19 protein-coding genes are annotated in these 20,138 nt (G+C 71.3%); 9 read left to right on the top strand and 10 right to left on the bottom strand.

Annotated features, from left to right (window positions below; all coding sequences use genetic code 11):
- On the bottom strand, positions 1 to 621 hold a 621-nt coding region (locus HALOF300_RS04470; protein WP_156739672.1), incomplete at its 3' end, for a DUF222 domain-containing protein.
- Positions 622 to 1,247: 626 nt separating this feature from the next.
- Between HALOF300_RS04470 and HALOF300_RS04465 the strand changes: the two genes are divergently transcribed.
- Both HALOF300_RS04465 and HALOF300_RS04460 read left to right on the top strand, forming a co-directional pair.
- Positions 1,248 to 2,285 carry a ketopantoate reductase family protein gene (locus HALOF300_RS04465; RefSeq protein ID WP_197522305.1) on the top strand — a complete coding sequence of 346 codons (1,038 nt, stop codon included), beginning with the start codon at positions 1,248 to 1,250 and terminating at the stop codon, positions 2,283 to 2,285.
- A 66-nt stretch (positions 2,286 to 2,351) separates the two neighbouring features.
- Positions 2,352 to 3,251: a dihydrodipicolinate synthase family protein gene (locus HALOF300_RS04460; RefSeq protein WP_156739670.1), complete on the top strand. Its 900-nt coding sequence runs from the start codon at positions 2,352 to 2,354 to the stop codon at positions 3,249 to 3,251.
- Between the two features lie 189 nt (positions 3,252 to 3,440).
- On the opposite strand, the gene HALOF300_RS04455 is transcribed toward HALOF300_RS04460, so the two are convergent.
- The 3 genes from HALOF300_RS04455 to HALOF300_RS04445 are packed head-to-tail and all read right to left on the bottom strand — an operon-like array spanning position 3,441 to position 6,925.
- Complete coding sequence (locus tag HALOF300_RS04455) at positions 3,441 to 4,133, bottom strand: response regulator (protein ID WP_156739668.1); 693 nt, start codon at positions 4,131 to 4,133, stop codon at positions 3,441 to 3,443.
- Entirely contained in the window at positions 4,130 to 5,398 is a 1,269-nt protein-coding gene (locus tag HALOF300_RS04450; protein WP_156739667.1) for a sensor histidine kinase, read from the bottom strand. Before HALOF300_RS04450 ends, HALOF300_RS04455 begins: the two co-directional genes overlap by 4 nt.
- Before the next feature lie 51 nt (positions 5,399 to 5,449).
- Complete coding sequence (locus HALOF300_RS04445; RefSeq protein ID WP_156739665.1) at positions 5,450 to 6,925, bottom strand: peptide MFS transporter; 1,476 nt, start codon at positions 6,923 to 6,925, stop codon at positions 5,450 to 5,452.
- A gap of 120 nt (positions 6,926 to 7,045) precedes the next feature.
- Between HALOF300_RS04445 and HALOF300_RS04440 the strand changes: the two genes are divergently transcribed.
- The 4 genes from HALOF300_RS04440 (at position 7,046) to HALOF300_RS04425 (ending at position 11,969) form a co-directional block, all read left to right on the top strand.
- On the top strand, positions 7,046 to 7,999 hold the full coding sequence (locus tag HALOF300_RS04440; RefSeq protein WP_156739662.1) for a GAP family protein: 954 nt from the start codon (positions 7,046 to 7,048) through the stop codon (positions 7,997 to 7,999).
- Between the two features lie 111 nt (positions 8,000 to 8,110).
- Positions 8,111 to 9,568 (top strand): VOC family protein, encoded by a 1,458-nt coding sequence (locus tag HALOF300_RS04435; RefSeq protein ID WP_269455261.1) that lies wholly within the window; start codon positions 8,111 to 8,113, stop codon positions 9,566 to 9,568.
- Entirely contained in the window at positions 9,565 to 11,136 is a 1,572-nt protein-coding gene (amaB, locus tag HALOF300_RS04430) for an L-piperidine-6-carboxylate dehydrogenase (RefSeq protein WP_156739660.1), read from the top strand. Before HALOF300_RS04435 ends, amaB begins: the two co-directional genes overlap by 4 nt.
- A 74-nt stretch (positions 11,137 to 11,210) precedes the next feature.
- Positions 11,211 to 11,969: a hypothetical protein gene (locus HALOF300_RS04425; protein ID WP_156739658.1), complete on the top strand. Its 759-nt coding sequence runs from the start codon at positions 11,211 to 11,213 to the stop codon at positions 11,967 to 11,969.
- A gap of 27 nt (positions 11,970 to 11,996) precedes the next feature.
- Here the strand turns inward: HALOF300_RS04425 and HALOF300_RS04420 are convergent, their stop codons facing one another.
- From HALOF300_RS04420 to HALOF300_RS04410, 3 genes are read right to left on the bottom strand one after another with little or no spacing between them, the layout of a single operon-like run.
- Entirely contained in the window at positions 11,997 to 12,686 is a 690-nt protein-coding gene (locus HALOF300_RS04420; RefSeq protein WP_156739657.1) for an SGNH/GDSL hydrolase family protein, read from the bottom strand.
- Entirely contained in the window at positions 12,683 to 13,672 is a 990-nt protein-coding gene (locus tag HALOF300_RS04415; protein ID WP_156739655.1) for a Gfo/Idh/MocA family protein, read from the bottom strand. Before HALOF300_RS04415 ends, HALOF300_RS04420 begins: the two co-directional genes overlap by 4 nt.
- Positions 13,669 to 14,544, bottom strand: a complete 876-nt coding sequence (locus tag HALOF300_RS04410) for a Gfo/Idh/MocA family protein (RefSeq protein ID WP_197522304.1) — start codon at positions 14,542 to 14,544, stop codon at positions 13,669 to 13,671. The genes HALOF300_RS04415 and HALOF300_RS04410 overlap by 4 nt, the downstream gene beginning before the upstream one ends.
- Positions 14,545 to 14,633: 89 nt before the next feature.
- On the opposite strand from HALOF300_RS04410, the gene HALOF300_RS04405 reads away from it, so the two are divergent.
- Together HALOF300_RS04405 and HALOF300_RS04400 are read left to right on the top strand one after the other, a co-directional pair.
- Positions 14,634 to 15,659: a Gfo/Idh/MocA family protein gene (locus tag HALOF300_RS04405; RefSeq protein ID WP_231955007.1), complete on the top strand. Its 1,026-nt coding sequence runs from the start codon at positions 14,634 to 14,636 to the stop codon at positions 15,657 to 15,659.
- Positions 15,656 to 16,651 (top strand): Gfo/Idh/MocA family protein, encoded by a 996-nt coding sequence (locus HALOF300_RS04400; RefSeq protein ID WP_156739650.1) that lies wholly within the window; start codon positions 15,656 to 15,658, stop codon positions 16,649 to 16,651. The genes HALOF300_RS04405 and HALOF300_RS04400 overlap by 4 nt, the downstream gene beginning before the upstream one ends.
- 39 nt (positions 16,652 to 16,690) lie before the next feature.
- On the opposite strand, the gene HALOF300_RS04395 is transcribed toward HALOF300_RS04400, so the two are convergent.
- The 3 genes from HALOF300_RS04395 to HALOF300_RS04385 form a co-directional block, all read right to left on the bottom strand.
- Positions 16,691 to 17,374 carry a GntR family transcriptional regulator gene (locus HALOF300_RS04395; RefSeq protein WP_156739648.1) on the bottom strand — a complete coding sequence of 228 codons (684 nt, stop codon included), beginning with the start codon at positions 17,372 to 17,374 and terminating at the stop codon, positions 16,691 to 16,693.
- Between the two features lie 14 nt (positions 17,375 to 17,388).
- Positions 17,389 to 18,192: a creatininase family protein gene (locus tag HALOF300_RS04390; protein WP_156739646.1), complete on the bottom strand. Its 804-nt coding sequence runs from the start codon at positions 18,190 to 18,192 to the stop codon at positions 17,389 to 17,391.
- Between the two features lie 65 nt (positions 18,193 to 18,257).
- Positions 18,258 to 19,559 (bottom strand): aspartate aminotransferase family protein, encoded by a 1,302-nt coding sequence (locus HALOF300_RS04385; RefSeq protein WP_156739644.1) that lies wholly within the window; start codon positions 19,557 to 19,559, stop codon positions 18,258 to 18,260.
- A 135-nt stretch (positions 19,560 to 19,694) separates the two neighbouring features.
- Between HALOF300_RS04385 and HALOF300_RS04380 the strand changes: the two genes are divergently transcribed.
- Positions 19,695 to 20,108, top strand: a complete 414-nt coding sequence (locus HALOF300_RS04380) for a RidA family protein (protein WP_197522303.1) — start codon at positions 19,695 to 19,697, stop codon at positions 20,106 to 20,108.
- Positions 20,109 to 20,138: the final 30 nt, after the last annotated feature.

Below are 20,138 nucleotides of genomic sequence, written 5' to 3'. Positions count from 1 at the left end.
CGGGCCGCCGTTGTCAGTCCCGACGGTGGCGTCGGTGGCGGCCGTGCTGTCAGTGCCGTCGGCGGTGGTGGGGGTGGCGGGGTATTGGAGGCCGTCGACCGCGGCTTGGGTGGTGGTGGCCTTGAGCAGGATCTGGGCCTGGTCGACGCCGATCTGCCCGGTCCGTAGCCAGGTGCGGGTCGCGGGCAGGCTGTTGCGTAGACCGGTGGCCAGGGTGGCCATCCGGCGGGCGTTGGCACCGCTGATGCCGTAGGTCTTGGCCACGTAGTGCGGATAGGTACGAAACCCCTTACTGGTGTCCCAGGTCCCGGCCTCGGCCTCGGCGCCCATCCAGTCCAGCTGGGCACCGGTCAACGCCTGCGTGATCAGATGGGTCCGCAACGCCGCCTGGCCCAGGAACCGGGACCCGTACCGCTCGGACTCGCTGACCGGATCAGCGGTGGCGATGCCCTGGGTGAGGGCCTCGATCGCGATGAGCTGGTCATCCAAGGACCCGGCCATCAGATCCGCCAGAGACAGATGCATCCGCGAGGCGAGCGCCACCCCCACCCCCGACGGACCGCCGCCGCCGGGGCCGCTGCTGCCGGGGCCGCTGGTGGTGGTGGTTGTGGTGTCGTCCATGTGTGCTCACCTCCCCATCGAAGTTCCAGGTCCGAAATGCTGACCGTTTCATACGTGCGTTTGACTGCTTGAGCTCCACTCTAGGACGTCCCACCGACAGCGCAAGAACCCCGATTTCCGTTGTGGATACACGGACATCAGCCCATCCGAGCAACCCAAAACCGGGCCCCGAGACACCCCGATGACCCTCCATCCACAAGGCGCACGGACGACATGCCGGGATGACGGTGGGAGGGCTTACGGCGGAGCAGCCGGTAGCTCGAAGAGAGGTCTGCGCTGGTGTTGAACGCGGCGGATCAGCGAGTGCGGCAGCGCCCACTTATAGCGGTGGTGTCGGCCCGTCCGGCCGCGAGAATGTGCGCCGTGGCGGTGGTCCCAGGTGTCGAGACCATCGTGATCTCGCCCGAGCGGGCTGAGGAGCCCGAGAGAGGACCGTGACTTCTCGGTCCGTGACTTCTCAGAGCGTGACCGTCACCAGGAGAGTCGGCAGATCGGGTGTCAACGTCCGCTGTCAGGCGCAGGCATCAGGTGTCGACGCTCGCGAGGGCGCGTGTGCGCAGCGGCGCCGGTCTCAGAGAAGCGGTCGAACACTGCGGCGCAGGCCGCCGATCGGGCAGGGTAGGCACATGAGATACGTGGTGATCGGAGCGGGCGCGATCGGGGCGGGCGTCGGCGGGCTGCTGGATGACTCAGGATCCGAGGTGCTCTTGGTGGCACGCGGCGACCACCTGACGGTGATGCGCGAGCATGGGCTGACCGTGCGAATGCCCGACGGCGTCATCACCCGCCGACCCGACGTCGCGGCCTCGCCCGAGGAGGTCGAGCTCCGCACCGACGATGTGCTCGTGCTCGCCACGAAGACCCACCAGGCGGCCGCAGCGCTCGCTACCTGGGCGGACGCGCCGGTGCACGATGGCGGCCATGTGGTCGGCACGGCGGGAGAACGGCTGCCTCTGCTCACCGCCCTCAACGGCGTCGCGAGCGAGGAGATCGCGCTTCGGTGGTTCGCGCGCGTCTACGGCGTCTGCGTGTGGATGCCCGCCGTGCTCGCCCAGCCCGGCGAAATCATCGTGCGCTGCGCCCCGGTCCGCGCCATCCTCCACGCAGCCCGCTACCCGGCCGCCCTCGCGGACGACGACGACGCCGCCTTCTTGAGGCAGCTCGCCGAGGACTGGGGCCGGGCCGGCATCCAGGTTCCGACACCCGACGACGTCATGCCTTGGAAGTACCGCAAGCTGGTCGGCAATCTCGGCAACGCCGTCCAGGCGCTCCTCGGCGACGGCAGCCTGGGCCAGGACATCACCGAGGCCGCCCGTGCCGAGGCCGCCGCGATCTACGAGGCCGCGGGCATCACCATGAACTCGGACGAGTCCGAACGACACTCGCGCGACCAGCTCACGGCGGCCCCCGTGGCAGGAGCGCCCGAACGCATGGGTGGTTCGACCTGGCAGTCGCTCGATCGTGGCAGCGGATCCGCCGAGACCGACTACCTCAACGGTGAGATCGTGGCGATCGCCCACCGCCTCGGCCGGACCGCGCCGGTGAACGCTGGCCTTGCGGCCCTGGTGCGTCATGCCGCTGCCCAGCGCACGAAGCCGGGAGCCATGACGCCCGGCGAGCTCGCGCAGCGGGTGCTGGGCCAGCGCGGGGAGTCGGTTGGCTGACGCCCAAGGCGGCCGCACGGACATCAGCGCGAGTCGCCACAACGGCGATGCGGGAGAGTGTTCCTCGTGAACCTCTTCAGTGGACTCGGCGCATTTCCGCTCACTCCGGTCGGGCCGGCCGGGATCGACGAGGACGCGTTCGTGGGCTTGGTGCGCCGGCTCGTGGCGGCAGGCGTCGACATGGTCTGCCCGTTGGGTTCGACCGGTGGGTACCCGTACCTGACGCGAGCCGAGCGGGCCCGGGTCGCGCGGCTGGCCGTCGATGCCGCGGCCGGGATCCCGGTGGTCATCGGGATCGGTGCCCTGGCCACACGGGAGGTGCTCGACCTGAGCGCGGACGCGCAGGCGGCGGGGGCGTCCGCGGTGCTGCTGGCGCCGGTGTCCTACCAGCCGCTGACCGAGGACGAGGTGTTCGGTCTCTACGAGGACGTCACCGCCGAACTCTCGGTACCGCTCTGCGTCTACGACAACCCGAGGACCACCCAGTTCACGTTCAGCGTCGACCTCTATGCGCGCGTGTCGCTGTTGCCACGGGTGCGGTCGATCAAGATCCCTGGGGTGCCTGACGGGAGCGACGCTGCCATGCATCACGTGCAGCGGCTGCGTGCGGCGGTGCCCGAGCACGTGACCATCGGCATCAGCGGCGACCCGGTGGCCGCCACCGGTCTGAAGGCCGGCTGTGACGCGTGGTACTCGGTGCTCGGCGGGGTTCTTCCGGAGCAGGCCATGGCGATCACCAGAGCTGCGCAGTCCGGGGACCACAACGGCGCACTGGCGTTGTCGGGGGCGCTGGAGACGGTGTGGGAGCTGATGCGTCGGCACGGCAGCATGCGGGTGGCGTCAGCGCTCGCCGAGGAGCTTGGCCTGATCGGTACGCCGAGCCTGCCGAGGCCCCTGCGAGAGCTCGACGCCGACGCTCGCGTCGAGCTTGGCGACTGGGCGAGGGCCGCCGGCCTCGTCGGTTGAACGCACGCGGCGTTGACCGCCGGCGGCACCGACCGCACGAGGCACTGCACGCGTAGGCGGCATTGGACGCACGAGGCGCACGCGGCGGCTCTGAACTCAGGCGGCACCGAGATGCCGGGCACTGAACTCACGAAGTCCGAACCCACCGTTCCATCGGCCCGTCGTCCGCCTCGTGATCCCGCCCGGGGCCTACGCGATGCCCGCCTCCCGCGCGAGGATCGCGGCCTGCACCCGTGAGGAACAGCCGAGCTTCGCCAGCAGGTGCGAGACGTGCGTCTTCGTGGTCGCCTCGGTGATGTGCAGGCCGGCCGAGATCTGCCCGTTGGACAGCCCCCGCGCCAGGGCCGCGAGCACCTCCAGTTCACGTGCGGTCAGCCCGGCGCGCTCGACGGTCTCCGCCGCGGCGCCGTCGGCCCCGACCGGTGTGTGCCCCTGCTCCGGGGACCCCGACCCGCCGGGCCGCGACGTCGCGAAGGCGTCGAGCAGGGTCCGGGTGACCTCCGGCGCGACGACGCCCTCGCCGGCGGCCACCCGCCGCACCGCGTCGAGCAGGGCGGCCGCGCTGGTGGACTTCAGCAGGAAGCCCGCCGCGCCCGCACGCAGCGCCCCGAACACGTACTCGTCCAGGTCGAACGTGGTCAGCACGAGCACGTCCGCCAGACCCTCACCCACGATCGTCCGGGTCGCCTCGATGCCGTCCATCCGTGGCATCCGGATGTCCATCAGCACCACGTCCGGGCGCAGCGTCCGAGCGTTGCGCACGGCGACCTCCCCGTCCGCCGCCTCACCCACCACCTCGACGTCGGGGTCGCCGCCGAGCATCAGCCCCAGGCCGGCGCGGATCGCGGCGTGGTCGTCGGCGATCAGGACCCGGATCGTCATGGGTGCTCCCTGCTGGTGTGGTCACCGTTGCGAATGCCCGACGGCGTCGGCTCGCCCGGCGTGGTCGCGGCGAGCGGGCGGTCGGCCGGGTCGACCGCCACGGCGGGCAACCGTGCCTGCACGAGCCAGCGTCCGCCGTCGGGCCCGGCCCGGCACGAGCCGCCGACGGCGGTGGCGCGTTCGGCCATGATCTCGAGCCCGTAGCCGGGCGCGTCGCCTCGGCGAGCCGGCCCGACGGCGTTGCTCACCTCGATCACGAGCGTGCCATCGTCGTCGGTCAGCCGGGCCTCGACACGACCGGCGCCATGTTTGGTCGCATTCGTCAGGGCCTCCTGCAGGATCCGGAAGCCGGCCTGATCGACGGCGGCGGGCAGACCGTCGGCGCCGAACCGCGCCGGCAGCGTCAGATTCAGACCGTGCGCCACGCCGAGCCCGGCGAGCTCGACGGGGTCGCTCAGCCGTGCGGGCGCGAGCTCGGGCTCGTCGCCGGCCCGCAGGAGCGTGATCATCGAGCGCATCTCCGTCAGCGCCGCAACCGACGACCTTCGGGCGGCGAGCAGCGCGGCCCGGTCCGCTCCGCCGTCGGGCCTTGCCAGTGCCGCCTCGGTGGTGATCGCGATCGCGGACAGGTTCCCCGAGATCGCGTCATGCAGGTCGCGAGCCATCCGCTCGCGCTCGTCGCGCAGGCGCTCGGCCTGGCGTAGCAGCGCGAGACGCTCGGCGTCGGCCACCCGCTCGTGAGCGAGGTCGGCCAGCTCCTTCTGCTGGCGCACGGACGTGCCCCACCAGATCGGTGTCGCGAGCAATGCGAACGCCTGCAGACCAATGAAGAAGCCGAGCCGCGGGTCCCCGGAGGCCACCCACGCCGCGAGTGCCGAGCCGGCGATGATCGCCGCCGCCGTCGTCAGGAGCACCCGGACCGCGCGAGCCGACGCGAACAGGGCGGCGCTGTACAGCAGGTCGATGAAGACCAGCATCACCCCAAGGCTCAGGCCCATCACGGTGTCCACCGCCAGCACCGCGGCCCCCGCGATCAGGGCGGCGATCGGGTGTCGCCGCTTGCCGAGCATGATGGCGGCGCCGACCACCAGCGGGATGGCGTGCCAGGGCGCCGGCACCGGCGTGGTCGGCAGATCGGTGAGCGTCGGCATGAGGTCGGCGAGGATCAGTGACAGCCCGACGATCAGCACAGCGACGGCGTCGCTGACGTCCCGCCGGCGGGGCGTCGCCCGCAGCCAGCGCCAGAGTTCGATCAGGAGTGCCACCCGGCCATCCCAGCACACGCCGGCCGCGCGAGGATCAGTCGAAGGATGGAGCTAGTGGATGCCGGCCATCATCTTCGTGATCCACTTGTTCATCGCCGCCACGATCACCCCGATCAGGATCGACGCGCCACCGAGCACCAGGAAGTACGGGGTCTCGTTGTCCGTGTCGTAGAACGTGGCGAGCGCACCGGCGGCCGCGGAGCCGACCGCGATCGACATGAAGAACAGCGCGATCATCTGCGTGTGGAACGCGTCGGGCGCCAGCTTCGTGGACAGCGACTGGCCCACCGGCGACAAGCACAGCTCTGCGATCGTGAACAGGAACAGGATCAGCACCAGCCACAGCAGCGGCGTGCTGTTCGGGCCGCCGCCCGCGAACGGGATGAACAGCAGGAACGCGATCCCCATCACGACCGTGCCGATGGCGAACTTCCACGGGCTGGTCGGCTGCCGCGGTCCCATCCGCTGCCACATCGCCGCGAACACACCGGCGAAGATGATGATGAAGATCGGGTTGATCGACTGGATCCAGCTCGGCGGCATCACCCAGCCGAAGACCTCACGGTTCAGCCGCTCGTCGGAGTACACGGCCACCACGGTGAACTGCTGCTGGAACAGGGACCAGAACGCCGCGCTCGCGACGAACATCGGGATGAAGGAGATCACCCGGCTGCGTTCGACGTCGCTGAGCCGCGACGAGCTCAGGATGATCGCGAACAGCGCGATCGTCGCGGCCAGGGTCACCACGACCACGATCGTGGACAGGTTGCCGGCCGTGATCGCACCGGCCAGGGCGAGGATCGCGATGACGACGACCGCGCCGATCGCAATGCCGAGGTACCGGATCCGGCCCCGTCGGTCCAGGGGGTTCGTCACTACCTTGCCGGCATCACCGATCGTGGACCGGCGCAGCAACAGGTACTGGATCAGCCCGGCCGCCATGCCGAGCGCGGCGAGCCCGAACCCCCAGTGGAATCCCTGCATCTTCCAGACGAGCCCGGTCAGCAGCGGCCCGAGCAGGGCGCCCAGGTTCACGCCCATGTAGTAGATGGAGAACCCGGCGTCGCGGCGCGTGTCCTCCTTGGTGTACATGTCGCCGAGCACCGAGCTGGTGGTCGCCTTCAGCGTGCCGGAGCCGAGCGCGATGCAGATCAGGCCGATGCCCACGCCGATGAACTCCGGCACGACCGCCAACGCGATGTGCCCGCACATGATCAGCACGGCGGCGCTGAGCAGGGTGCGTTCGGCGCCGAGCAGCCGGTCCGCGACCCACGCGCCGAGGATCGAGGAGAGGTAGACCAGGCCGCCGTACGCACCCACGATCGAGGTCGCCTCGGCCTTCGTCAGCCCGAGACCGCCCTCGGTCGCGGAGTAGTACAGGTAGTAGACGAGGATGCCCTGCATCCCGTAGAAGCTGAACCGCTCCCACATCTCGACGCCGGCCAGGTTCGCCAGCCCCCAGGGGTGTCCGAAGAACGTACGCGTCGGTGCGGCAGCCGGCGCCGTGGCGGTGTCCTCATCCGTCATCAGACGAGCGTGGCACCGAAGGTGAAGGGTCGCACGCGGGAGAATCTCCATCGAAGGGCTGAGGCCACTGACCTGCCTTTGCCCGATGTGGCCGGGGTGGGCGGGCTCCAGGGTGATGGCATGTCACTCTCCTTGCTCGGCCCGCTCGCGGTCCTCGCGCTCATCGACTCCACGAGTTTCGGCACCCTGTTGATCCCGATCTGGCTGATGCTCGCGCCCGGCCGCCTGCGTGCGCAGCGGGTGATCGTGTTCGTCGCGACGGTCGCGGTGTTCTACTTCGGCGTCGGCCTGGCGCTGTTGGCCGGTGCGAGCGGGCTGGCCTCGATCATGGAGTCGGACTCGCCGGTGCTGCTCTGGGTGCAGCTCGCCGTGGGGGTGGCGCTGTTCGTGGGCTCGTTCTTCGTCGGGCGGAAGAAGAAGACGTCCGACGGCGGCGCTGCGGCCGGGGCGGGCGGTGTCGCCGTGAGTGGTCGGTCGGCAGGAGCCGCCGCCGAGGGCGGCGCTGGTGCGAGTGGGTCCGGAACGGGTATGGGTGCGCGTGCTGGTCGTGCGGGAGCCGGCGGCGCTGAGGGTGGAGTCTGGACCGCCGCCGCCGCCGCTGCCTCGGCCGGCACGGCGCCGGGTGTCGGCGCCGACCAGACGGCCCCGGCGCTGACCGGCCGGCTGGCCCGCTGGCGCGAACGCACCGTGGCCACCGAGGGCCGGGGCGGCTACCTGGCCCTGATGGGGCTCGCGCTCGGCGCCGCGGTCCTCGAGGTCGCGACGATGCTGCCCTACCTCGGCGCGATCGGCCTCATCACCGGGGCCGACCTCGCCGGGCCCGAGCGGGTCCTGGTGCTCGCGGGCTACTGCCTCGTGATGATCACACCGGCGCTGGTGCTCCTCGCCGGGCGGGTCCTGGCCCGCCGTGCGGTCGAGCCGGTGCTGCAGCGGCTCTCGGACTGGATGGCGAGGTCTGCGGGGGAGACCATGGCCTGGATCATGGGCATCCTCGGCTTCCTGATCGCCCGGGACGCCGCGTTCCAGCTCGACCTGTTCGCGTTGATCGACTCCTGGTCCGACTCCCTGGGCTGACGACGAGTGGTCCTGCGGTGACCGGGCCAGCGGCTCCTGCGGCCGCGACGGCTGTCCGCATGGTGAGATCTCGACTAGCCTGAGGGCTGGCGTCGAGGCGAGGAGGCGGGCGTGCCGGAGCTGGTCACCTGGGAGCTGCGGGCGGCGTTCGCACGCACTCTCTCCGACATGTACGGCCGCGAGGTCCCCGCCTACACGACGCTGCTGGACGTCGCCCACGAGGTGAACTCCGACGTGATGGCGGCGGATCCCGCCGCGGCGCAGCGGCTGGGCAGCATCGACCGGGTGACCGCGGAGCGGCACGGCGCGATCCGGCTCGGCACCCCCGTCGAGCTGAGCCAGGTGGCGCGGGTGTTCGGTGCCATCGGCATGTACCCGGTGGGGTTCTACGACCTGCGCGACGCCGGCTCCAGCGCCATCCCGGTGGTGTCGACGGCGTTCCGGCCGGTCGACGCCGAGGAGCTCGCGCGCAACCCGTTCCGGGTGTTCACCTCGGTGCTGACCCCGGGGGACCGGCGGTTCTTCTCGGCCGACCTGCAGGCCCGGATCGAGGAGTTCCTGGGCCGTCGCCGCATCTTCTCCCCGGACCTGCTCGCGCTCTCCGACCGCGCCGAGGCGAACGGTGGACTCGACTCCGCGGACGCCGAGGAGTTCCTGCACCTGGCCACCGCGACGTTCGAACTCTCGCCCGAACCGGTGGATCGCGCCTGGTACACCGAGCTGGAACGGGTCTCGGCCGTCGCCGCGGACATCGGTGGCGTCGCCAGTACCCACATCAACCACCTCACCCCGCGGGTGCTCGACATCGACGCGCTCTACGAGCGGATGTCGGAGCGCGGCATCACGATGATTGACGACATCCAGGGCCCGCCGCGGTGGGACGGCCCGGACCTGCTGCTGCGCCAGACCTCCTTCCGCGCGCTCGCGGAGCCGCGCGCGTTCCGGATGCCCGACGGCGAGATCGTCACCGACGCGCTGCGGGTCCGGTTCGGGGAGGTCGAGGCGCGCGGCATCGCGCTCACCCGCGCCGGGCGGGCACGCTACGACGCCGCGATCGTCGAGGCTCGCGAACGCGCCGAGGCGAGCGGTGAACCCGACGCGGTGGCCGGGGCGCCCCGCGTTGGCGGCACAGGGGGCAGGGGCGCGGGGGGCGGCGGTGCGGCGAGGATGCCCGGCGCGGCGGGCGGCCCCGTGGGCGCCGCCGGCAGCGCCGCGGCCGTCCGCCGACAGGAGATCCTCCGCGAGATCTGGGCGCGCGACTTCCCCCGCACCGAGGCCGAGCTCGACGAGGAGGGCCTCGCCCACTTCACCTACGACACCTACAACTCAGACGGCACTGTCGGCGCCCGCACCCCGATCGTCTACGAGGACTTCCTGCCCGCCTCGGCCGCGGGCATCTTCGCCTCCAACCTCACCGACCGCGGCGCGAAGGACAGCACCCAGGAGGCTGCGACACTCGACGCGGACTGGTTGGCCGGAGCGCTCGGCCGCGACCTCCTCGACCCGTTCGACCTGTACGCCGCACAGAGCGAGGCCTCCCGCGCCCGCCTCACCGAAGGACCACGATGACCACGAACGCCACCCCCGCCGTCGGGCACCTCGAGGACGCGGGCACCGACCTGCCGGACCCGCGCGACCAGGCCCTCGAGGCACTGCGCCGGCTCGGCGCGCAGCTGCCGTCGACGCCCGACGGCGCAGCCTCCTTCACGCCGACGTCACCGGTGTCCGGGCGGGCGCTGTTCCCCCTCCCGGTGACGTCGCCCGTGGACGTGGACGCCGCCGTCGAGGCCGCGCACGAGGCGTTCACGGCCTGGCGGATGGTGCCGGCCCCGGCACGGGGCGCGCTCGTACGCCGCTTCGGTGACCTGCTCCGTGAGCACAAGGCGGACCTGGCCACCCTGGTCACGCTCGAGGCTGGCAAGATCACCGCCGAGGCACTCGGCGAGGTGCAGGAGATGATCGACATCTGCGACCTCGCCGTCGGGCTGTCCCGCCAGCTCGAGGGTCGCACGATGCCGTCCGAACGCGCCGGGCACCGGCTGATGGAGACCTGGCACCCGCTCGGCGTGGTCGGCATCATCAGCGCGTTCAACTTCCCGGCGGCCGTGTGGGCGTGGAACACGGCGGTGGCGCTCGTGTGCGGTGACCCGGTGGTCTGGAAGCCGTCCGAGACCGCACCGCTGACCGCGCTCGGGGCGACCGCCCTGCTGCGCCGTGCCGCCGCCGAGCACGGCGCCCCGGAGGGCCTCGCCACGGTGATCCTCGGCGGGCGCGAGACCGGTGCGGCGTTGGTCGCGCACCCGAGGGTGGCGCTCCTCTCGGCGACCGGGTCGGAGCGGATGGGCACCGAGGTGGCGCCGGTCGTCGCGGCCCGGATGGGACGCACGCTGCTGGAACTCGGCGGCAACAACGCGGCGATCGTGACGCCGTCGGCGGACCTGGACCTGACCGTGCGCGGGGTGGTGTTCTCCGCCGTCGGGACCGCGGGGCAGCGGTGCACGTCGTTGCGGCGGCTGATCGTGCACGCCTCGGTCGTCGACGAGGTGCTCGAGCGGCTCGCGAGCGCCTACCGCGGCCTGCCGATCGGGGATCCACGCGAGGGTGGCACGCTCGTCGGGCCGCTGATCTCGGTGGCCGCGCGCGACCGCATGCTCGCGGCGCTGGAGCAGGCCCGGACCGAGGGCGGCACCGTCGTCACCGGTGGCGAGGCCCACGACGTGTCATCCGCGCCCGGCGCCGCGTACGTCACCCCCGCCCTGGTGCGGATGCCGGAGCAGTCGCCGATCGTGCACACCGAGACGTTCGCGCCGATCCTTTACGTGCTCACCTACGCCGACCTGGACGAGGCCATCGCGATGCACAACGCGGTGCCGCAGGGACTCTCGTCGTCGATCTTCACCCTCGATCAGCGCGAGGCCGAGCGGTTCCTCGGGCCCGACGGTTCGGACTGCGGCATCGCGAACGTCAACATCGGCACCTCCGGCGCGGAGATCGGCGGCGCGTTCGGCGGCGAGAAGAGCACGGGCGGCGGGCGGGAGTCCGGGTCCGACGCCTGGCGGGCCTACATGCGCCGCGCCACGAACACGATCAACTACTCGACCGAGCTGCCGCTGGCACAGGGCATCGACTTCGGGTGACCGGCCGGCCTGCCGACTCCTCGAGCGTGGAGGGCGGTCCCGCTACCATCGGGCGCCGAGGCGAGGGGGCGAGCATGGGTGAGGTCGGTCAGCGATCCGAGGTGTCCGGTTCGGAGGATCCGGACGAGCGCGTGGAGGTCATCGCGGTCGTCGCCGTGATCTCGATCATCGCCGTGCTCATCGCGGCCGTGCCGCTGCTCCTGCTCGAGCCGCAAGGGGGCGACGGCGCCGCGCCGATCGGCGCGATCTTCGGCGTCCCGATGGTGGCGTCGGCCCTCATCATCGAGGTCGTGGTCCGGGCGCACATGTCGAACCGGCCGCTGAACCGGATGATGCTCTGGTGGGTGCTCGGCGTGCTGCCGGTGGCCATCGTGGCCTGTGCCATCCCGGCGGTCCTGGACGATCCGGAGTACTTCGCCTACGAGACTCCCTTGGGAGCGGTCGGGACCCTCGGCGGGATGCTCGTCCTGGCCTACGTCGGGATCCTCATGGGTGCCCTGCTGTGGTTCTTCGTGGTGTTCCCGCTCGCGCACCTCGTGATGGCGCTCATCGCCCGGGCGCGGGGCGACAAGGAGGGCGGCAGGATCGGGGTCGGGTCCTTCTTCCTGTTGGCGCTGGCCGCGGTGATCATCATCGGGGCGCTCTCCCTCGACGGGCTGGCGGCCGGCCGCGCGGGCTTGGGCCAGATCATTGCGGCCCTGCTCGGGATTCCGGGTTCCTATGAGGTGGTCTGGCCGGCGGGCCTGTGGATCGTCCGCGGGATCGTGGTCGGGCTGGTGCTGACCTTCGGTGGCTGGCAGGCGATCATGCGGCGGGTGCGACGGCGCCCCTAGCCGGCCGGCTCCGGCGGGTCCGCCGGATCACGGAATGGTCAGGCGCCTGCTCCTGGCGTCCTCGCTCCACACCCCGAAGGCCCGCATCATGGTGCGGGCCATCGCGCGGTGGCCGTAGGCGTTCGGGTGGCAGCCGTGACCGAGCCAGTGGTACCAGGTGTTCGGATCGGTGGCTTGCCACTCGGCGTGATGGTCCACCAGAGGCGCAGCCAGGTCCCGAGCGACGGCGCGGATCTCCGCGGCGTAGGCGTCCAGGTGGGCCAGCACGTGCTCCGGCCCGGTGGGCAGGGTGCCGTTCGGGGTCGCCAGGACGACGACGGCGTCGCTCGCCAGGCGGATCCGCGTCACCAGCTGCCGGTAGGCGCGTCCGAACGCGCCGACGCCGTGGGCCAGGCCCTTCGTGCCGTTCAGCCCGACGCCGATGACGACGACGTCGGGCCGATAGCGCAGGCAGACGGCGTCCAGGTTCTCGGCGAGGTCGGTGACCCGCCAGCCGGACACGGCCGTGTTCACCACGCCGTCGGTGGTGCGGCCGAGCTCGCGCAGGCGTTCGTGGAAGAGCTCCACGAAGCCGCGCTCGCCCCAGGTGTGCCAGCTCGCCGCCGTCACCGAGTCACCGATGAATGACCACACCTGGGGCGTGGGCGCCGCCAGCACAGGCGCCAACGCGTCGGCCGGCCCTGCCTGCCCTGTCGGCCCGGCCGGACCTACGCTCATCGCGGCTTGACCGGCTCGCCCGTGCGCATCGACGTGTAGGCGGCCTCGATGAACGCGACGGCCGCGCGCGCCTCGACGGAGGTGACCAGCGGCCTGGTGCCGCTGCGGACGGCGGTGACGAAGTCGGTCAGCTGACCGAGCTGCTGATCGACCGCATCGAACTCCTCCGGCGCCGCCCCGGTACGCGACTCGTAGTGCGTGAACTTCTCCGACAGCGTGACCGCACTGCCGCCGTCGCCCATGATCGCCACCCGCAGGGGGAGGTTGTTGTACGCCGTGGTGGTCGCGAGGAACGTGAGCAGGGCGCCACCGGCGAACCGGGCCGTGATCGTGATGGTGTCCTCGACCTCGATGCGTTCGTGCGCGAGCAGCCCGCCGTGCGCGTACACCTCCTCGACGTCGCCGAGCAGCCACAGGATCAGGTCCACCAGGTGCACGCCCTGGTTCATCAGCGCGCCGCCGCCGTCGAGCGCCCAAGTGCCCCGCCACGCGCCGGAGTCGTAGTACTCCTGCGTGCGCCAGAGCGCGATCTCGATGTTCGCAGCGGTGACCTTGCCCAGGTGCCCGGCGGTGATCGCCTCCCGCAGGAACTGGTTCTCCGCCGCGAACCGGCGCTGGCTCACCACCGAGAGGGTCTTCCCGGAACGCTCCTCGGCGGCGATGATCCGATCCGCGGCATCGACCGTGACGTCGATCGGCTTCTCGAGGAGCACGTGCTTGCCGGCATCGAGGGCAGCGATGGTGGTATCCGCGTGAAGGCCGGACGGGATCGCGACGATCACAGCGTCCACGTCCGCCCGGGCGAACAGGGACTCGAGCGTCTCGGCCGTGGTGCCGAACTCCTGCGCCGCGGCGGCGGCCGCCTCGGCCGAGACGTCCGCGAGGGCGACCAGCTCGCCCGGGGACTCCGGGGAGCGGAGCCGCTTGAGGTGGGCCCGGCCGATGGTGCCGACGCCGATGACGCCGAACCGCAAGGGCGTGGTCATGATTCGTCCTTTCCGAGGGGCAGGGCCTCGGCGATGGCGCTGAGCACCACCACCGGGCTGAGCAGGTGCTCGTCGGTAACGGGGGAGCGGCCGGTCTCGACCGCGTCGATGAACGCGGCCAGGGCGGGTGCGTTGTAGTCGCGGTCCAGCACCAGCTCGCGGGCGACGACGCCGTTGGTCCGCACGGCGGTGGCGTGGAACGGTACCCGGGTCGCATCCCCGGGGACCACGAACGTGAACGTCACCTCGGTCTCGCCGAGGCGCACGACGGCGGTGGTCGTGTCGCCGTGCTGGCGCACCACGGGCGTGACCTCGCCGGGCGCGAGGACCGGGTTGCCGAGGATCTCCAGGGCGGCCTCCACGTGGTGGATCCCGTAGAAGGCCAGGCCCGAGTACGGGCTGTCCGGATCGGCCGGCCCCACCACATGCAGGTGACGGAACGGCCCGAGCTCGGCTCCGCCGTCGCGCAATTGTTCGACCTGCGGCACGTAGCGCAGCGCGGAACCGGAGAACACCGGCGCCCCGCCCGCGTGGGCGGCGGCCAGGATGGCGGCGGCGTCGGGGACGGTGGTGGCGAGCGGCTTGTCCACCAGAACCGGGATGCCGGCCGCCAGGAGCGGCTCCGCCTGCCGGCGGTGCAGTGCGCCGTCGCGGGTGGAGATGATCGCGGCGTCGACCTGACCGATCAGGTCCTCCGGGTCCTCGACGACGAGGTCGATCCCGCCGCTCGCGGCCAGCGCGGCGTTACGGTCGTTCCGTCCGCCGACCAGCGCCGCTGCGCGATGGCCGGGGTGGCGTTCCTCATCGTTGAGGAAGCGGATGAAGTGGTCGGTGTGGGAGTTCTCGGTGCCGATGAATCCGATTCTTTTCACGCGACGCATCCTGTCGTGCAATCGGTTGCAAGTCAAGAGTGCGACACCGTAGGATGGCGGGACACTCTCACGTCTTGGAAGGGATCCAAGTGAGCTCGCCCGAACTCGGTATCGGCATCATCGGGCTTGGCGCGATCGGGGTCACGCACGCGCGGGCGCTTCGTGCGCTGCCCGGCGTCAACCTGGTGGCGTTCAGTGGCGGGAGCCCTGGGCTGGCGGCCGAGAGTGGCTGGCCGGGGGCGGTCCGGCTCGACCCGGACGCGGTGATCGTGCACCCGGAGGTGGCCGCCGTCGCGGTGTGCGCCCCCACCGAATGGCATGCCCCGCTGGCCATCGCCGCCGCGGAGGCGGGCCGGCACGTCCTGGTGGAGAAGCCGATGGCCACGTCGGTCGCCGATGCGGAGCGGCTCGCCGTGCTGCAGGCCGAGCGGGGCGTGGTGATCGCCATGGTGGCGCAGCGGCGGTTCGAGGCCGAGTTCGCCTACGTCAAGACCCTGCTCGACGGCGGCCACCTGGGCCGGATGCGCCTGGCCACCACCCACGTGCACTGGCACCGCGACGACGACTACTACGCGGCCGCCGGGTGGCGCTCCTCGATGGCTGCGGGCGGCGGTTCGCTGATGAACCAGGGCGTGCACAACGTGGACCTGTTGCGCTGGCTGTGCGGCCCGGTGGCCGACGTGACCGCGCAGTACGGCACGCTCGGGCACGAGATGGACGCCGAGGACACCACGGTGGCCACGTTGCGGTTCACCTCGGGCGCGCTCGGCATGATCAGCACCTCCACGGCCACCCCGCCCGGCTCGCCCGCGACGCTCACGCTGCACACGTCCCTCGGCGTCGTCGAGCTCGGCCAGGGCGAGGTGATCCGCTGGGACCTGCCGGGGGTGCCGCCGCCGCCCGCTGACGACACGGTGATCAGCGGGGCATCGGACCCGGCCGCGATCGGGATCGCCGGGCACGTCGCGATGTGGCGGGAGGTCCTCGAGGCGATCGCGGGCGGGCGCCGGTCCGCGGCAGATGCCACCGACGCCGCGGGGACCGTCCGGCTGCTCTGCGGGATCTACGAGGCGGCCCGGACCGGGCGCCAGGTACGACTGGAGGACCTCTCATGACCCGGGTCGCCATCCTCGGGGCGGCGCACCCGCACGTGAGCTACGCCCTGGACGAGGTGGCGCATCGGCCCTCGTGCGAGCTGGTGGCGATCGCGGAGCCGGATCCGGCGATGCGCTCCGCGCACCTGGCCGGTGCGCCCGACGTGCCGATCTACGCCGACCCCGGCGAGCTGCTCGCCGAGCACGACGTCGACGTGGCCCTCGTCGCGGGCGTGTACGGCGAGCGGGCGGCGGCGGTGCTGGCCGCTCTCGAGGCCGGTGCGCACGTGCTCGCGGACAAGCCGTTGTGCACGTCGCTGACCCAGCTCGACGAGATCGAGCGGGCGGCTGAACGGGCGGACCGACACGTCTCGGTGGTGTTCGAGAAGCGGTTCTACCCGCCCACCTCCGCCGCCCGCCGGCTGCTCGCGGACGGCGTGCTGGGGGAGCTCGCCCTGGTCGCGAGCACCGGCCCGCACAAGCTCAACCTGCCGACCCGCCCGGCCTGGTTCCGCAGTCGCGCCGGCTACGGCGGGATCGCGGCCGATCTGCCGGTCCACGACATCGATCTCGTGCTGGACCTGACCGGCGCCACCTCGGGTTCGGTGGCGGCCGTGACCGGGAACGTGCGGGCCGCCGACCACCCGGAGTTCGACGACCATGTCGCGGTGCTGCTCCGGGCCGGATCGGTGACCGCGACGATCGAGGCGAACTGGCTCTCCCCCCAGGCCGCGGACGTGCACGGGCACTACCGGATGCGCCTGACCGGTTCGGAGGGAACGGCCGAGCTGGACTGGGCGTACAACACGCTCACGGTCGCCACCCACGATCGGGCCCCGTGGGTCCAGACGCTGCCGCCACCACGGCGCCCGGCCGCGTACTTCTTCGACGCGGTCGACGCCGGACGGGAGCCCGAGATCACCACGGCCGCCAGCCTGCTCGCGACCCGCGTCGCGCTGCTCGCGCAGGAGAGCGCGGACACCGATGTCGGTGCCCGGCGCTTCGGTAGCTGACGTCGTCGCCGGCAGTACCTGCGCGCCACCCGATCCCCGTCAGTCGTTGAGGCTGGCGAGGACCATCTCGCACGCCGACGACAGGTGTTCGTGCATCAACTCGCGCGCACCGGCGGCGTCTCCTGCCTCGACCCGCTCAAGGATGGCCAGATGTGCGGCAGCCGCGGTACGAAGGCCGTCCTCCACCACGGACTGTCGTCGCGCCAGGACGGTCTCGATCTGCCGAGTCGCCCTTTCGATGAGACCGGCCATCGCCGCATTGCCACCGAGGGCAGCCAGCTCCCGATGGAAATCGGCATCGACCGGGGCCGGGGGCACCTGACCTGCAGCTGCCATGTCACGCTGCTGCTGCGCGATCGCGCGGACCCGGCCCAATTCGGCAACCGTGAGCGCTCGGGCGGCTGCCTGCTGGACGGCGTGAGTCTCCAGCACGGTGCGAATCTCGTAGAGCTCGCGAACTTCGGACGCACTCATCGCGACCACCACGGCGCCACGCCGCGGGAAGAAGGTGACGAGCCCCTCGGCCTGCAGCTGCCGCAGGGCCTCACGCACAGGAGTGGTCGAAACACCGAAGTATTCCGCCAGTGGAATCTCGCGGAGGCGATAACCCGGTGCGAACGCCCCCGCAATGATCGCGCGGCGCAACGACTGCTGGATCCCCATCACGAGCGATGTGCCGGATACCGCATCGGCCGGATCCCCGAGGGCAGCAAGATCGCTCACAAGCCCAGTATCCCTCAGCGGCCGGTTCCTACTGGAGTGCTGGCGTGGAAGGTGACCATCAAGTCAGCGACGGCCTCGGCAATCACCGTCAGCGCCCGGTCGCCCAAGCCGGCGTGGGCACCGGCGGCACTATCGGTGCGGCCATCGCTGGCCATCCAGATGCCTGCGCGACTCACCACTGCCCCGCTGAGGCCGGCGTCAGCGAGTGGCTCACGGGCGGGCTCCGGATCCGGCAATCGGTCCAGTCGCACACTTGCCGGGTCGATCGCCAGCATGCACGAGGTCTCGAAGGTCCCGGCGTGCCCCGGCGTGGGGCCGAGGATGTCGCTGAACTCGGCCAACAAAGGTCCGGCGGCGGTCCAATAGGACGTCGCGGCGACACTCACCGGCAGCGCGCACTCGGTGACCAATCGGGCCCCGACGGTCTGGACGGCGGGATCATTGCCGCCATGGCCATTGAGGAACATCAGGCGACCGAAACCTGACCCGACGAGACTCTGGCCGAGCTCGGTGAGCATATCGAGATAGACCGCGTGACTGACACTGCCGGTGGCGCCGAAGGGAACGTGGTGCCCGGCCACGCCGAACGGCAGGGTGGGCAGCACCACCACGGGCACGCGATCGCCGACCAGCACCGTGGCGCGGTGGGCGATCTCGGTGATGATCCGGGTGTCGGTGCCGCTGGGTAGGTGCGGACCGTGCTGCTCCGTCGACCCCATCGGGATCACCGCGAGCGCGCGGGGTGCGAGATCGGCGAGCTCGGTCCGGGTCAGCCGGTCGAAATGCACCGGTGTCGTAGCGTGCGGAGGCGTGTTCATGTTCCTGCCGTTCGGATTGGGAAGGTGACCGCGGAGCGGTCGGTGACCATCGGCTGGGGCGCGGGTCAGGCCAGTTCGGCGATCGCCGCCCTCATAGCGGCGATGGTCGTCTCCACCTGGACCTGGGTGTGCTCGGTGGACAGGTACCAGCGTCCCCCTGGTAGGCAGAACACGTTGCGCCGCAACAGTTCCACCACCAATGCGTCGTAGAACGCCCAGTCCGCGCCGAAGTACGCGTCGACGGTCGCGGCGTTCGCGACGCCCGGAATCACCTGCAGCGCAGGACCTACATGATGAATCGTCGCCTCGAGACCAGCCGCGGCGAAGGCTTCCGTGAAGCCGTCCGTGAGTGCGCCGGTCAGTGCTTCGAACCTCGCGTACACCCCGGGTCGGTCCAGGATGTCAAGTGTGGCCCGGCCGCCGGCGATGGCCGTGAGGTTTCCGTTGTAGGTGCCGGCGTGCACCACGCCGCTGCGTACCTGATCGATGATCGCCGCCTGCCCGACGACGGCGGCCAGCGGGAGGCCTCCGGCGATCGCCTTGGCGAGGAGCACCAGGTCGGGTCGGACACCGAACCGCTCGACGGCGCCGCCGCGGGCGATCCGGAACCCGGTGATCACCTCGTCGAACACCAGCACGACCCCGTGCCGGTCGCACAGTTCTCGCAACCGCAGGAGGAAGCCGTCCGGTGGAGTCAGGACCCCGGTGTTGCAGAGCACCGGCTCGCAGAACACCGCAGCGACGTCGGATGTCGGGTCGGCCAGGATCGCGGCGAGCGCATCGGCGTCTCCCCATGGTGCCAGTGTGACGTCAGCGATCGAGCCTGGGTTGTGCCCGAGCGTGCCCGGCCCGCCCAGCGAGCCGTCCGGGCTGGGCCGGTAGCCGGTCAGGAAGGCGTCGGTCCATCCGTGATAGTGCCCACCGAACTTGACCACCCGGCGCCGCCCGGTCGCGGCGCGGGCAAGCCGCAGTGCGATCTGTGCGGCCTCGCTGCCGGTGTTGGTCCACAACACCCGCTCGGCGCCCGGGATGCGGTCCATCACCACGCGCCCGAGTTCGACCTCGTCGTCGGAGACGGCGCCGAAGCTCTGTCCCCTGGCCAGGGCGCGGGTCACTTCGCCGATCAACTGTGGATGTGCATGACCGACGATGTTGGGTCCCCACCCGAGCACGTAGTCCAGGTAGGTGTTGCCGTCGACGTCGGTCAGTCGGGCACCGCTGCCCGACTCGAAGAACAGGGGGTGCGGCCGGAACTGTGCTCGCAGGCCGGTACTGACGCCCCCGCCGAGCACGTCGGGCGCCCTGGCCCAACGACGCTCGGACTGCGGCCAGGACTCGATGACGGTCTTTTCCGTGGCGGTTCGCATCGGTTGCCTCCCAAGGGCGTGTCTGACGGTTCGGTGGTCCGCACGTCCCGGTCGGCCCCGGCGCCGATCGGTCAGGTTTCGCAGATGCGGACCGAATCCGGACTATTCTGCATAATACATGGAATGGAGTACAAGATGACCTCGTCCGCAGCGCCGGTGCCTCTGACCCCGCCCGGCGCGAACAGCGGCCTACCGCTCTCCTTCGGGATGCTGAGCCGGGATCGGTCCGGCGCGACCGTTCACGTCTCGGGGATGGTCGGCTACCAGCGCGGAACAGGCCAACTGGTTGGGCCGGGCCTCGAGGAACAGGCCCGCACCACCTTCGACAACGTCGTCGCAGTGTTGGCGGAGGCGGGCCTGGACCTAGATCACGTCGTCCAGGTGCGGATCTACCTCGCCGATATCGTGCGCGACTTCGCCGCCTTCAACGCGGTCTACCGTGAGTATTTCACCGGGCCTGTTTTTCCCGCGCGCACGGCCATCGGCGTCACCCTCGCCGATCCCGCACTGCTGGTCGAGGTCGACGCCGTGGCTCGACTCGGGGGGTAGTCCCGCCAGGCGCCGGCCGGAGTCGCAGGC

Source organism: Occultella aeris, assembly GCF_902703175.1.
GTDB classification, from domain to species: domain Bacteria; phylum Actinomycetota; class Actinomycetes; order Actinomycetales; family Beutenbergiaceae; genus Occultella; species Occultella aeris.
Note: the sequence above shows the minus strand (reverse complement) of the source record. Positions and strands in the feature narration are given on the sequence as shown.

Bases quoted from the DNA above. Each gene is read 5' to 3' on its own strand.
- HALOF300_RS04380 (WP_197522303.1), top strand. From the start codon at position 19,695: ATGACCTCGTCCGCAGCGCCGGTGCCTCTGACCCCGCCCGGCGCGAAC.
- HALOF300_RS04440 (WP_156739662.1), top strand. From the start codon at position 7,046: ATGTCACTCTCCTTGCTCGGCCCGCTCGCGGTCCTCGCGCTCATCGAC.
- HALOF300_RS04425 (WP_156739658.1), top strand. From the start codon at position 11,211: ATGGGTGAGGTCGGTCAGCGATCCGAGGTGTCCGGTTCGGAGGATCCG.
- HALOF300_RS04455 (WP_156739668.1), bottom strand. From the start codon at position 4,133: ATGACGATCCGGGTCCTGATCGCCGACGACCACGCCGCGATCCGCGCC.
- HALOF300_RS04465 (WP_197522305.1), top strand. From the start codon at position 1,248: ATGAGATACGTGGTGATCGGAGCGGGCGCGATCGGGGCGGGCGTCGGC.
- HALOF300_RS04400 (WP_156739650.1), top strand. From the start codon at position 15,656: ATGACCCGGGTCGCCATCCTCGGGGCGGCGCACCCGCACGTGAGCTAC.
- HALOF300_RS04445 (WP_156739665.1), bottom strand. From the start codon at position 6,925: ATGACGGATGAGGACACCGCCACGGCGCCGGCTGCCGCACCGACGCGT.
- HALOF300_RS04415 (WP_156739655.1), bottom strand. From the start codon at position 13,672: ATGACCACGCCCTTGCGGTTCGGCGTCATCGGCGTCGGCACCATCGGC.
- amaB (WP_156739660.1), top strand. From the start codon at position 9,565: ATGACCACGAACGCCACCCCCGCCGTCGGGCACCTCGAGGACGCGGGC.
- HALOF300_RS04385 (WP_156739644.1), bottom strand. From the start codon at position 19,559: ATGCGAACCGCCACGGAAAAGACCGTCATCGAGTCCTGGCCGCAGTCC.
- HALOF300_RS04420 (WP_156739657.1), bottom strand. From the start codon at position 12,686: ATGAGCGTAGGTCCGGCCGGGCCGACAGGGCAGGCAGGGCCGGCCGAC.
- HALOF300_RS04390 (WP_156739646.1), bottom strand. From the start codon at position 18,192: ATGAACACGCCTCCGCACGCTACGACACCGGTGCATTTCGACCGGCTG.